13 protein-coding genes and 3 tRNA genes are annotated in these 11,895 nt (G+C 60.7%); 5 read left to right on the forward strand and 11 right to left on the reverse strand.

The window, feature by feature from the left end; translation table 11 throughout:
- Positions 1–116 precede the first annotated feature (116 nt).
- Positions 117–200 (reverse strand) — tRNA-Tyr (locus KBW81_RS04900).
- Between the two features lie 121 nt (positions 201–321).
- On the opposite strand from KBW81_RS04900, the gene rlmB reads away from it, so the two are divergent.
- Together rlmB and KBW81_RS04910 are read left to right on the forward strand one after the other, a co-directional pair.
- Positions 322–1,101 carry a 23S rRNA (guanosine(2251)-2'-O)-methyltransferase RlmB gene (gene rlmB / locus KBW81_RS04905; RefSeq protein ID WP_254248540.1) on the forward strand — a complete coding sequence of 260 codons (780 nt, stop codon included), beginning with the start codon at positions 322–324 and terminating at the stop codon, positions 1,099–1,101.
- Between the two features lie 167 nt (positions 1,102–1,268).
- On the forward strand, positions 1,269–1,730 hold the full coding sequence (locus tag KBW81_RS04910) for a CoA-binding protein (protein WP_254248541.1): 462 nt from the start codon (positions 1,269–1,271) through the stop codon (positions 1,728–1,730).
- A 174-nt stretch (positions 1,731–1,904) separates the two neighbouring features.
- On the opposite strand, the gene KBW81_RS04915 is transcribed toward KBW81_RS04910, so the two are convergent.
- On the reverse strand, positions 1,905–2,216 hold the full coding sequence (locus tag KBW81_RS04915; protein WP_090184485.1) for a phosphoribosyl-ATP diphosphatase: 312 nt from the start codon (positions 2,214–2,216) through the stop codon (positions 1,905–1,907).
- Positions 2,213–2,974 (reverse strand): imidazole glycerol phosphate synthase subunit HisF, encoded by a 762-nt coding sequence (gene hisF, locus KBW81_RS04920; protein ID WP_254248542.1) that lies wholly within the window; start codon positions 2,972–2,974, stop codon positions 2,213–2,215. The genes KBW81_RS04915 and hisF overlap by 4 nt, the downstream gene beginning before the upstream one ends.
- A gap of 93 nt (positions 2,975–3,067) precedes the next feature.
- Here hisF and KBW81_RS04925 point away from each other — a divergent pair, with 93 nt between their 5' ends.
- On the forward strand, positions 3,068–3,514 hold the full coding sequence (locus KBW81_RS04925) for a DUF302 domain-containing protein (RefSeq protein ID WP_254248543.1): 447 nt from the start codon (positions 3,068–3,070) through the stop codon (positions 3,512–3,514).
- Here the strand turns inward: KBW81_RS04925 and hisA are convergent.
- On the reverse strand, positions 3,511–4,227 hold the full coding sequence (gene hisA, locus KBW81_RS04930; protein ID WP_254248544.1) for a 1-(5-phosphoribosyl)-5-[(5-phosphoribosylamino)methylideneamino]imidazole-4-carboxamide isomerase: 717 nt from the start codon (positions 4,225–4,227) through the stop codon (positions 3,511–3,513). The two genes, KBW81_RS04925 and hisA, sit on opposite strands and share 4 nt — an antisense overlap.
- Positions 4,228–4,365: 138 nt before the next feature.
- Between hisA and KBW81_RS04935 the strand changes: the two genes are divergently transcribed.
- Complete coding sequence (locus KBW81_RS04935; RefSeq protein ID WP_090184473.1) at positions 4,366–4,755, forward strand: DUF2147 domain-containing protein; 390 nt, start codon at positions 4,366–4,368, stop codon at positions 4,753–4,755.
- A 67-nt stretch (positions 4,756–4,822) separates the two neighbouring features.
- On the opposite strand, the gene KBW81_RS04940 is transcribed toward KBW81_RS04935, so the two are convergent.
- From KBW81_RS04940 to hisB, 4 genes are all read right to left on the reverse strand, one after another.
- On the reverse strand, positions 4,823–5,329 hold the full coding sequence (locus tag KBW81_RS04940; protein ID WP_372806217.1) for a lytic transglycosylase domain-containing protein: 507 nt from the start codon (positions 5,327–5,329) through the stop codon (positions 4,823–4,825).
- Positions 5,330–5,444: 115 nt separating this feature from the next.
- Positions 5,445–6,356: a glutaminase gene (locus KBW81_RS04945; RefSeq protein ID WP_090184469.1), complete on the reverse strand. Its 912-nt coding sequence runs from the start codon at positions 6,354–6,356 to the stop codon at positions 5,445–5,447.
- Between the two features lie 17 nt (positions 6,357–6,373).
- A complete protein-coding gene (gene hisH / locus KBW81_RS04950) occupies positions 6,374–7,015 on the reverse strand; it encodes an imidazole glycerol phosphate synthase subunit HisH (protein ID WP_254248545.1) in 642 nt (213 codons plus the stop codon).
- The gene (gene hisB, locus KBW81_RS04955; RefSeq protein WP_090184463.1) at positions 7,012–7,602 is read right to left on the reverse strand and encodes an imidazoleglycerol-phosphate dehydratase HisB; all 591 of its coding nucleotides are present in this window, start codon (positions 7,600–7,602) and stop codon (positions 7,012–7,014) included. The genes hisH and hisB overlap by 4 nt, the downstream gene beginning before the upstream one ends.
- A 120-nt stretch (positions 7,603–7,722) precedes the next feature.
- Here hisB and KBW81_RS04960 point away from each other — a divergent pair, with 120 nt between their 5' ends.
- A complete protein-coding gene (locus tag KBW81_RS04960) occupies positions 7,723–7,962 on the forward strand; it encodes an Lrp/AsnC ligand binding domain-containing protein (protein ID WP_090184460.1) in 240 nt (79 codons plus the stop codon).
- A 47-nt stretch (positions 7,963–8,009) separates the two neighbouring features.
- Here KBW81_RS04960 and KBW81_RS04965 read toward each other — a convergent pair.
- The 3 genes from KBW81_RS04965 to KBW81_RS04975 form a co-directional block, all read right to left on the reverse strand.
- Positions 8,010–8,084: transfer RNA gene (locus tag KBW81_RS04965), tRNA-Gly, on the reverse strand.
- A 137-nt stretch (positions 8,085–8,221) separates the two neighbouring features.
- Positions 8,222–8,296, reverse strand: a tRNA-Gly gene (locus KBW81_RS04970).
- Between the two features lie 154 nt (positions 8,297–8,450).
- Entirely contained in the window at positions 8,451–11,891 is a 3,441-nt protein-coding gene (locus KBW81_RS04975; RefSeq protein ID WP_254248546.1) for a pyruvate carboxylase, read from the reverse strand.
- Positions 11,892–11,895 lie beyond the last annotated feature (4 nt).

Raw genomic sequence — 11,895 nt, forward strand, 5'->3', positions numbered from 1 at the left:
CAGCTGTTGATCGACAAATCGATCAGCGCAGCGATGTGTTTGATGTCGTGAAATAACGAAGCATCATTTTCCATAGGAAAATCGTATGCTTCGATCAAGACTGTCTCGCGGTGAAATGGTGGGCGACCCTGGAATCGAACCAGGCGTGCGTCTCCGCGAGAGAGTTACAGTCTCCTGCCACACCTTGCGGCCTGTCGCCCACTTGCGGTCGAGATAACCTTGCCCCATGGGGCCGTCAACCGCAAAAAAGCACCTTTGTGCGGTTGCTTCACACTCGCTGCGATTCCCTGTATCGGGGGGCCAACAGTCAGGAGCGTGAAGATGCAAAAGCCGAAGTGGGTGATCGAAAAAGAACAGGCCAAGCGGCTGGCCTCAGCAGAGACGATCTGGCTGTTTGGCCTGCATGCTGTGCGCGATGCGTTGCTGAACCCCAAGCGGGAAAAGCTGCGTCTGGTCGTGACGCGCAATGCGCTGGATAAGTTGGCCGACGCCGTGGCCGAGGCGGGGATCGAGCCAGAGATCAGCGATCCGCGCAAATTCGCCGCCCCCATTGACCCGCAGTCCGTCCACCAAGGGGCCGCGATGGAGGTTAAGCCGCTGGATTGGGGCAGCTTGCAGGATATCGCGCTGGGTGACGGCCCACAGCCGCCACGCATCGTGCTTTTGGACCGGGTGACCGATCCGCATAACGTCGGCGCGATTCTGCGCTCTGCCGAAGTGTTCGGCGCGCGCGCCGTTGTCGCCGTGCAGCGCCATGCTGCGCCCGAGACAGGCGCACTGGCCAAGACCGCCTCTGGCGCGCTGGAACGGCAGCCTTATCTGCGGGTGCGCAATTTGGCGGATGCGATGACCCAATTGCAGGACATGGGCTATATCGTGCTGGGTCTGGACGGCGAGGCCGAGCAGACGATTGGCGAGGCGCTTGTTGGCAAGCATGACCGCCCCGTGGCGCTGGTCATGGGCGCTGAAGGCCCCGGCCTGCGCGAAAAAAGCATGGAGACCTGCGATGCCGTGGTGCGGATTGGTGCGGCGGGCGGTTTTGGTTCGCTGAACGTGTCCAACGCGGCCGCTGTGGCGCTTTATGCCAGCAAGGGCGTCTAAGCCCGCAGTTCACACTTTGGCGAGCGGGACTTGGGGCGGCTGATTTTGCCCCCATGTATGGGGTCAGAGCGGATCACTGGAACCGATCCGCGCCTTTGACTGTCCCTCGTTCCACACCTTTACGCCCGGGCTTGACCCGGGCGTTTTTTTGCCCTGATGATGGCGCTATGATAGATGCAGAGCTGAAATCCATTCTGACCCGCGTCAAGCGGATCGCCATATTGGGGGTGTCCGCCAATCCGGTCCGCCCCAGCTATTTCGTAGCGCGCTATCTTAAGCTGAAGGGCTTTACGATTGTACCGGTCAATCCGGGACTTGCAGGGCAGGAATTGCTGGGCGAGCGGGTTTACGGCAGCTTGGCCGAGGTGCCGGGGGACGTGGATATGGTCGATGTTTTTCGCAGGTCCGACGCGGTGCCCGGTATCGTGGACGAGGCGCTGGCCCGCTGGCCGCAGTTGGATGTGATCTGGCTACAGCTTGGGGTGCATCATGACGCGGCAGCGGCGGTCGCAACTGCGCGCGGTGTCACGGTGGTGCAAGACCGCTGCCCGAAGATCGAATATCAGCGGCTTTTCGGCGAGCTGCGGATGGGCGGATTCAATACGGGCGTGATTTCGTCAAAGCTGTAAGGTGCGTCATTTGACGCGGTGGCCCGTGCCGGGCCAGCTGGAGGCTCTGCCTCCAGACCTCCGAGGTATTTATGACCAGAAGAAGGGGCCACTTTAGGGCGCCGCAGGCGGAAGTGTTGACCCGGGCCAGCCCCGGACCCCGGAATATTTGAGGCGAGAAGAAAGGGACGGCTTTTAGGGCTGGCGGGCCGCTTTTTCAGCGATGCCGGAGGTGCCTTGGCGGCGGGCGAGTTCATCCATCACGTCGGACAGGGGCACGTCGCAGGCGGTCAGCATGACGAGCAGGTGATAGAGGGTATCTGCCGCCTCTGACGTCAGCGCCGCTTTGTCGCCGCGCACGGCCTCGATGATGGCCTCGATTGATTCTTCACCGAATTTTTCAGCGCATTTCGCGGGGCCTTTGGCCAGCAGTTTTGCGGTCCAGCTGGTATCCGGGTCAGCGCCTTTGCGAGCGGCAATCGTTGCGGCCAGATCATCAAGGGTCATGACAGCCTCATGGGGATGCCCGCGTCGGCCATATGCTGTTTGGCCTGCGGTATTGTGTAGGTGCCGAAGTGAAAGATCGACGCGGCCAGCACGGCGCTGGCGTGGCCTTCGGTGACGCCTTCGACAAGGTGATCCAGCGTGCCGGCCCCGCCAGAGGCGATGACGGGGACGTTGACCGCATCGCTGACGGCGCGGGTCAGGGGGATGTTATAGCCGGTCTTAACGCCGTCGTTGTCCATTGCGGTCAGCAGGATTTCACCTGCGCCTTTTTCCACCACGGTGCGGGCAAATTCCACAGCATCGATGCCTGTCGCGCGGCGCCCGCCATGGGTGAAGATTTCCCACCGACCGGGGGCCACGGTTTTGGCGTCGATGGCGACGACGATGCACTGGCTGCCAAAGCGCAGCGCGGCCTCTGTCACGACATCGGGGTTGGCGACGGCGGCAGAGTTAAAGCTGACCTTGTCCGCCCCCGCCAGCAGCAGGGCGCGCACGTCGTGGTGCGTGCGTACGCCGCCGCCGATGGTCAGCGGCATAAAGCACGCCTCGGCTGTGCGGGTGGCAAGTTCGAACATGGTGCCGCGATTTTCTTCGGTGGCCATGATGTCGAGAAAGCAAAGCTCGTCCGCGCCAGCCGCGTTATAGGCGATGGCCGCGTCGACGGGGTCACCCGCATCGCGCAGACCGACGAAATTCACACCTTTGACAACGCGTCCGTTGGCGACATCAAGGCAGGGGATGATCCGGGTTTTCAGCATATGGGCGTGATACCGCGCAGCGCCGGGCAGGGGAAGGGGAACCTGACCGGGATTTTAAGGTTAGACTATGGTCACATCACAAAGGACCTATCCATGATTCGCACAACACTTGCCGCCGCCGCGCTGGCCTTGCCCGCTTTGGCCGCCCCGGCGTCCTCCGAGGTCATCACCAAAACGACAGATCGCACCGTGTATGACGCAATGAACGCGCTAGAGACGGCTGTGACCGACGCAGGCGCTACCGTTTTTGCCCGCGTCGATCATGCCACCGGTGCGGCCAGCGTCGATATGGAATTGATGCCGATGGAGCTGCTGATTTTTGGCAACCCGCAGCTTGGCACGCCCGCGCTGCAGGCCGACGGTCTGGCCGGGCTTGTTCTGCCGCTCAAAGTGCTAGTCTACGAGAAGGACGGCCAGACGCTGATTGCCTATGAGGCGGTGCCGGACATGTTCGACGGTTTGAACATCCCCGCAGATGCGGAATATGCCGCGAAAATGGCCGGCGCGCTGGATATGTTGACCGAAAAGGCCGCGAATTAAGCCAGCAAATTCATCGCCGCGCGCAGATCGATAGCCCCATCGTAAAGCGCGCGGCCCGAGATCGCGCCAGAGATGACGCCCGTGTCGCGCAGCGCGGTTAAATCCGCCAGCGACGACACGCCGCCAGAGGCGATAACCGGGATATCGACGGCGCGGGCCAAATCGGCTGTGGCGTCGATGTTGGGACCCTTCATCGCGCCATCGCGCAGGATGTCGGTGTAGATGATCGCGGCAATGCCTGCGTCCTCGAAGGATTTCGCAAGATCGGTGACCATGACGTCGGTTTCCTCGGCCCAGCCGCGGGTGGCGACGCGGCCATTGCGGGCATCTAGGCCGACGGCGACTTGGCCGGGGAACGCCTTGGCGGCTTGGCGCACCAGATCCGGATTTTCGACAGCGACGGTGCCAAGGATCACGCGGGCAAGGCCCAGATCAAGCCAGCGTTCAATCGTCGCCATATCGCGAATCCCGCCGCCCAACTGGGCAGGGACCTTGCAGCGTTTCAGGATCGCCTCGACCGGGGCGGCGTTGACGGGGGTGCCGGCAAAGGCACCGTTCAGGTCGACCAAGTGCAGCCACTGGCAGCCCGCATCGACAAATTCCTGCGCCTGCGCAGCCGGATCGTCGTTGAACACCGTGGCCTGATCCATTTCGCCATGCACAAGGCGCACGGCCTGGCCGTCTTTCAGGTCAATCGCGGGATAGAGGATCATGGCAGGCTCCTTAAGGCGCATCAGTTCGCTGCGTTTTGCGGCGATCTTAATGAAAAGGCAACCGACGTGGCGTCAGTCTTGCGTGGAATCGCGCGCGCCTTGCAAGGTAGCGCAGTTCAATCGGGGAGGAGACCCAATATGAAACACCTTATCGCAGCTCTTGTGGCCGCAACCTTTGCCACAGCGGCATCCGCACAGGACGCCGCAGTCGGCGTCTGGCAGACCGAAGTTGACGACGGCGCATTCGCCTATGTCACGATGTCGCCCTGCGGCGCGGCCGTCTGCGGCACGATCACCAACACCTACAAGGCTGACGGCGCACCCTATCAGTCTGAAAACATTGGCCGCCAGATCGTGATCAACATGGCAGCGAACGGCGACGGCACATACGGCGGGCAGGTGTACCGCCCGTCCAATGGCAAGACCTATGTCGGCAAGATGCAGGTGAACGGCAACGCGCTGCGCCTGCAGGGTTGCGTTGCTGGCGGTCTGCTGTGCGCCAGCCAGAACTGGGCGCGCATCCAGTAAGCTGAAAACAAAACACGCCGGGGCATTGCTGCACCGGCGTGTTTCTTAGGCAAAAACGCGAAAAAGGTTACGCCTTGCGCAGGCCCGTTGCGACCAACATGCCACGGCGCTTGGCTTCGTAGTAGTAGCCTTGGCTGTACCACTTTACGGCCGTCGCTTCCGACCCGTCGGACAGCATCCACGCCCCGCGCAGATATTTACCCGCATATTTCAGGTTGGTTTCCGCATCGAGCAGATCAGCGTTACCGCCCTTGAACCCCATGCTGCGCGCTGTCGCGGGCAGGATCTGCATTAGGCCATAATACGGGCCATTGCGGGCACCCGGGTTATGGGTGCTTTCGCGGATAATCACGCGGTGCAGCAGGCTTTCGGGGATATCATAGATGTCGGCGTATTTCCGGATCAGGGCGCGCAGCTCGCGCGTCTCGTTCGGGTGCATTGGGATCGTCGATTCCATCTGCGGTGCGGTGCCCATAAAAGACATAGCGTCTGGCGGTGTCGCGGTGGAATTCATGCAGGCCGACAGGCCCACCAAAGTCATCATCGCGCATGTGCCGCGCAGTAGCTTAAGCATTTTTTTGGCCTGTTGATGTTGTCCCTAAGGACGGGCTTAACCTGCCGCCGCGTCATTGGTAAACAATGCGATAATCCGTCGGCAGATTGTTGCCGCAGGGGGTGCGATTTGGCGCTTAGTCAAAAACCGACCAGCCCGTCGCGCGGGCAAACATTTCGACAGCGTCAGTGCCCAGCTTGGAATTGCCCTGCGCGTTCAAACCCGGCGACCAGACCGCAATCCCTGCCTTGGCCGGGGCAACGACCATAATGCCGCCGCCCACGCCGCTTTTCCCCGGCAAACCAACGCGGTAGGCAAAATCGCCAGAGGCGTCGTAATGCCCGCACAGCATCATCATCGCATTGATCCGCCGCCGGCGGGCAGGGGATACCAGCCGCGGCGCGCCTTCGGTTCCGGTCAGGAATAGCGCCGCTTTCGCAAGCTGGATGCAGGACATTTCGACCGCGCATTGATGGAAATAGGCCCCCAAGGTTTGTTCAACAGGGTTCACCATATTGCCGTGGGCGGCCATGAAATAGGCAAGCGACCGGTTCAGATCGCCGGTCGCTTGCTCTGAGGCGGCGACTTTTTCGTTGATGTGGATTGATTCGTCGCCCGCCGCGGTGCGGATGAAACGCAGGAGCTCGCCCAGAAACTCGCGCGGTGCGTGGCCCGCCAGCGCGGCATCAGTGGTCGCGATGGCACCCGCGTTGATAAACGGATTACGGGGAATGCCGCCTTCATGTTCCAGCTGCAGGATAGAGTTAAAGGCTTGCCCTGACGGTTCGCGCCCGACGCGGGTCCAAAACTGATCGCCCATACGCCCCAGCGCCAGCGCGAGGGTAAAGACTTTGCTGATGCTTTGGATCGAAAACGCCGCCGCCGCGTCACCGGTGCTGAACATCCGGCCATCGGGCAGGGCGACCGCCATGCCAAAGCGGCCGGGGTCAACACCCGCAAGCTCTGGGATATAGCTGGCCACACGGCCCCGGTCCGGCGCGCGGGCCATGGCTGCGCCGATGTCGTCTAGGATCGCAGCGATATCCATGGCAGCGGTCCTTTAGGTCAGGGTTTCCAGTTCAGAAAGTTGGCGATCAGGCGCAGACCGGCATCTTGGCTTTTCTCTGGATGGAACTGCGTGCCGACGATGTTGTCGCGGCCAACAATGGCCGTCACATCGCCCGCATAATCGACATGCGCCAGCAAATGCGCGGGGTCCGTGACCTGCATCGCATATGAGTGCACGAAATACGCGTGATCACCCGTCGCCAGCCCCGCCAGCACCGGATGCGGCTGGTCAATAACCAGATCGTTCCAGCCCATATGCGGAATCTTTAGCGCGGGATCGGCTGGGGTAATGCGGCGGATTTCACCGGGGATCCAGCCAAGACCCTGCACCGGTTCGTACTCGAATCCGGTGCTGGCCAGCATCTGCATCCCGACACAAATCCCCATAAAGGGCACGCCGCGCTGCTCTACCGCCTGGGTCAAGGCCTCGGCCAGCGCGCCATGCTCAAACAGTGAATTGCGGCAATGGGGAAAGGCCCCGTCGCCTGGCAACACAATGCGGTCCGCCTTAGCCACGGCATCAGGATCGCCCGTCACAACGATCTGCCCGGCGTCCGTTTCCCGCGCCATCCGCTCGAACGCTTTTTGCGCCGAGTGCAGATTGCCGCTGTCGTAGTCAATCAGAACGGTGGTGGTCACAGGCTACCCTTGGTCGATGGAATGGCGTCAGCTTTGCGCGGATCAACTTCGATCGCCATGCGCAACGCGCGGGCAACGGATTTGAACGCCGCCTCGGTGATGTGGTGGGCGTTAAAGCCGTGCAGCCGGTCGATGTGCAGCGTGATGCCGCCATGGGTGGACAGCGCCTGAAAGAATTCGCGCACCAGCTCTGTGTCAAAGCTGGGCCCGATCTTGCCAAACGGCAGATCCAGATTGCAGATCAAATAGGGGCGTCCCGACAGATCCAGCGCACAGCGCACCTGCGCGTCGTCCATTGCAAGGTGGCAATCGGCGTAGCGGTTAATGCCGCGCTTATCACCCAGCGCCTGCACAAGCGCCTGCCCGATGGCGATGCCCGTATCCTCGACCGTGTGGTGGTCATCGATGTGCAGATCGCCTGACGTGCGGATGGTCATGTCGATCAGCGCGTGACGTGACAGCTGGTCCAGCATGTGGTCGAAAAAACCAATACCGGTCTGGTTGTCGTAAACTCCAGTGCCGTCCAAATTCAGCGTGACGCTGATCTGCGTCTCGGCGGTCTGGCGGGTGATAGTGGCGGTGCGCATCGGCGTCTCCCTTATGTCTTGGGGCCTTATAGGCAGGGGCGGGGCCTGCGCCAAGGCACCGATTGCGCGCCGCGCCCCTGTGGTGCAAGTTCGGCGCAACTCCAAAGAAAGGCCAAGCCTATGACCACCTGCGTTTTCGTCCAGATTCGCTGCACCCCCGGCACCACCTACGATGTCGCCGACGCCATTGCCCTGCGCGAAATCCATTCAGAGCTTTATTCCACCAGCGGCGATTTCGACCTGCTGATGAAGGCCTATGTGCCAACAGATCGTGACGTCGGCCATTTCATCAACGAAAGCGTCGCTGGCATCAAAGGGATCGAACGCACCCTGACAACGCTCACCTTTAAAGCGTTCTGAAACGCGAAAGGGCCGCCCAACAGGGCGGCCCTTTTCGATTTAACCGATGGAGCGGGCGAAGAGATTCGAACTCTCGACCCTAACCTTGGCAAGGTTATGCTCTACCCCTGAGCTACGCCCGCGTCCGTCGGTAAGTGGGGATTTACAAAAGCAGCGCGGCAGTCGCAAGGGGCAATCGCACAAAAATTCACAAGATTTTTCAAGACCCTGAAACGCGAAAGGGCCGCCCAACAGGGCGACCCTTTTCGTTTTCACCGACTGGAGCGGGCGAAGAGATTCGAACTCTCGACCCTAACCTTGGCAAGGTTATGCTCTACCCCTGAGCTACGCCCGCGTCCCGTCGGTAGGCGTGATCTATAAACACTGCACGCCCGCCGCAAGAGGAAATATGCAAAAAACGTCCAAATTATTTCGCAGCGTCATGGCGCATCATCTTGCCCCAAATACTCCCGCCGGAGGCATCCGCCCCCATCAGGGGGCGGATTAACTCATTCCAGCTCGATCAGCAGATCTTTGGCGTCGATCTGGCTACCAGCGCCAACCAACACGGCCTTGATCACAGCGTCGCGGTCGGCGTGGATGCCGGTCTCCATTTTCATCGCTTCAATCGTCAGCAGCAAATCGCCTTCTTTGACCTTTGCACCGACAACAGCAGCGACAGTGGCCACAACACCGGGCATCGGCGCGCCGATGTGGTTCGGGTTGCCCAGCTCTGCCTTGCGGTTCTGCACGCGGTCGGCAGCGGCCAGACGGTTCAGCACACGGATGGTGCGGGGCTGGCCGTTCAATTCAAAGAACACCTTCACCTCGCCGTCCTCATTCATGTCGGACACAGCCTGCATGCGAACTTCCAGCGTTTTGCCGGGGTCGATTTCGGCGCTGATTTCCTCGCCGGGTTCCATCCCGTAAAAGAAGGTCTTGGTCGGCAGCGTCCGCACCGGGCCATAGATGTCGTGGCGTGCGGCGTAATCGGTAAAGACCTTGGGATACATCAGATATCCGTTCAGATCCTCGCCATCGACCTCATGTCCGACTTTCTCGGTCAGCTCTGCCTTCACAGCGGCCAGATCGACAGGCTTCAGGTGCTTGCCGGGGCGATCAAGGTTCGGCTTTTCGCCCTTAAGCACCTTTTTCTGAATGCCCGCAGGCCAGCCGCCCGGCGGTTGGCCCAGGCTGCCTTTCATCATGTCGATCACCGAATCCGGGAAGGACACGTCAACCTTAGGGTCCTCGACCTGCGACCGGGTCAGGTTCTGTGACACCATCATGAGGGCCATGTCGCCAACGACCTTGGACGACGGCGTGACCTTTACGATATCACCAAACATCTGGTTCACGTCGGCATAGGTCTGGGCGACCTCATGCCAGCGATCCTCTAGGCCAAGGCTGCGGGCCTGCGCCTTCAGGTTGGTGAACTGGCCGCCGGGCATCTCGTGCAGATAGACCTCTGACGCCGGGGCCTGCAGGCCAGATTCGAACGCGAGATAATGCGCGCGGACCTGTTCCCAGTAGTTGCTGATCTCGCGGATCGCCTTGATATCAAGGCCCGTGTCGCGGTCAGTGCCGCGTAGCGCCTCGACGATCGATCCCAGCGTCGGCTGCGATGTGTTGCCCGAAAAGCTGTCCATCGCGGCGTCAATACAATCAACGCCCGCGGCCGATGCGGCCAGCACGGTGGAAATCGCAGCGCCAGATGTATCGTGCGTGTGGAAGTGGATCGGCAGGCCGACCTCTTCTTTGAGCGCTTTGAACAGTTGCGCTGCGGCAGGGGCTTTCAGAAGGCCAGCCATGTCTTTCAGACCCAGAACATGGGCACCTGCGGCCTCTAGCTCTTTGGCCATCGCGACGTAGTATTTCAGGTCATACTTGGCGCGGTCCGGGTCCAGCATGTCGCCGGTATAGCAGATCGACGCTTCCAGCACCTTGTTCGATTCGATCACCGCATCCATCGCGACGCGCATGTTTTCGACCCAGTTCAGGCTGTCGAAGACGCGGAACACGTCAACGCCGGACGTTGCCGCCTGCGCGACAAAGCTTTGCACGACGTTATCAGGATAGTTGGTGTAGCCAACGCCGTTCGATGCACGCAGCAGCATCTGCGTCATGACGTTCGGCATCTTTTCGCGAATATCGCGCAGACGCTGCCACGGGCATTCCTGCAAAAAGCGGTAGGCGACGTCAAAGGTCGCGCCGCCCCAGCATTCAACTGAAAACAGCTGATGCATCTTGGCGGCGTAGGTCGGGGCGACCGTGACCATGTCGATCGACCGCATCCGCGTCGCCAGCAAGGATTGGTGCCCGTCGCGCATCGTGGTGTCGGTGATCAGCAGTTGCGGCTGGTCCTTCATCCATTGGGCGACGGCTTTGGGGCCTTGTTCGTCTAGAATTTGGCGCGTGCCGGGGATCATCTTTTCCAGCGATTTGACCGGCGCCTTCGGCAGTTTCACATCCGCCGCAGGGCGCGGGCGGCCGGCAGTTTCCGGGTGACCGTTCACAGTGATATCAGCGACATAGGTCAGGATCTTCGTCGCCCGGTCGCGGCGCGGCTTGAAGTCGAACAGCTCTGGCGTCTGGTCAATGAACTTAGTGTGGTATTCGTTGTTCAGGAACGTCGGATGCTTCAGCAGGTTTTCCACAAACGCGATGTTCGTCGACACGCCGCGAATACGGAATTCGCGCAGGGCGCGGTCCATGCGGGCAATCGCCATTTCAGGCGTGGGCGCGCGGGCCGTGACCTTGGTCAGCAGACTATCGTAATACCGCGTGATCACAGCGCCGGAATAAGCGGTGCCGCCGTCAAGGCGGATGCCCGGACCAGTGGCGCTGCGATACATCTGGATGCGGCCATAATCGGGGATAAAGTTGTTTTGCGGGTCTTCTGTCGTGACCCGGCATTGCAGCGCGTGACCGTCCAGCTTGACGTCATATTGCGACGCGCAGCCCGTCGCCTCGACCAGTGATTTGCCTTCTGCAATCAGGATTTGGGCGCGGACGATGTCGATACCGGTGACCTCTTCGGTCACGGTGTGCTCGACCTGCACGCGGGGGTTCACTTCGATGAAGTAGAACTCTCCGTTTTCCATATCCATCAGGAATTCGACGGTGCCGGCACATTCGTAATTGACGTGCTGGCAGATTTTCTTGCCCAGATTACAAATCTGCTCGCGCTGCGCGGTGGACAGGTACGGGGCAGGGGCGCGTTCCACGACCTTTTGGTTGCGGCGCTGGACCGAACAGTCACGTTCCCACAGGTGATAGATGTTGCCTTGGTTGTCGCCAAGGATTTGCACCTCGACGTGACGCGCCTTGATGATCATCTTTTCCAGATAACCTTCGCCGTTGCCAAAGGCGGCCTCGGCTTCGCGGCGGCCTTCGCGGACTTTTTCTTCTAGCTCTTTTTCAGAGTTGATCGCCCGCATCCCGCGCCCGCCGCCGCCCCAGGATGCCTTTAGCATCAAGGGATAGCCGACTTCTGCTGCTTGTTTTTTGATCAGCTCCATATCATCGCCCAGCACGGGCGTGGCGGGGATGACCGGCACGCCAGCGTCGATCGCGACTTGGCGCGCGCTGGCTTTGTCGCCCAACTGGCGCATGGTTTCGGCTTTGGGGCCGATGAATGTAATGCCGTTCGCGGTGCAGGCGTCAACGAAATCGGGGTTTTCGGACAGCAGGCCATAACCGGGGTGGATCGCGTCAGCGCCGCAATCCTTGGCGACGCGGATAATCTCTTCGATGCTCAGGTAGGCCGCGACGGGACCCATGCCTTCGCCGATGCGGTAGGCTTCGTCTGCCTTAAAGCGGTGCAGCGACAGCTTGTCCTCTTCGGCATAAACCGCGACGGTTTTCTTGCCCATTTCGTTTGCAGCACGCATGACGCGGATGGCGATTTCACCGCGGTTTGCGATTAGAATTTTTTCAAAGTCGGCCATGGTC

Origin of the sequence: Loktanella salsilacus (assembly GCF_024206795.1) — a bacterium.
Lineage (GTDB): Bacteria > Pseudomonadota > Alphaproteobacteria > Rhodobacterales > Rhodobacteraceae > Loktanella > Loktanella salsilacus.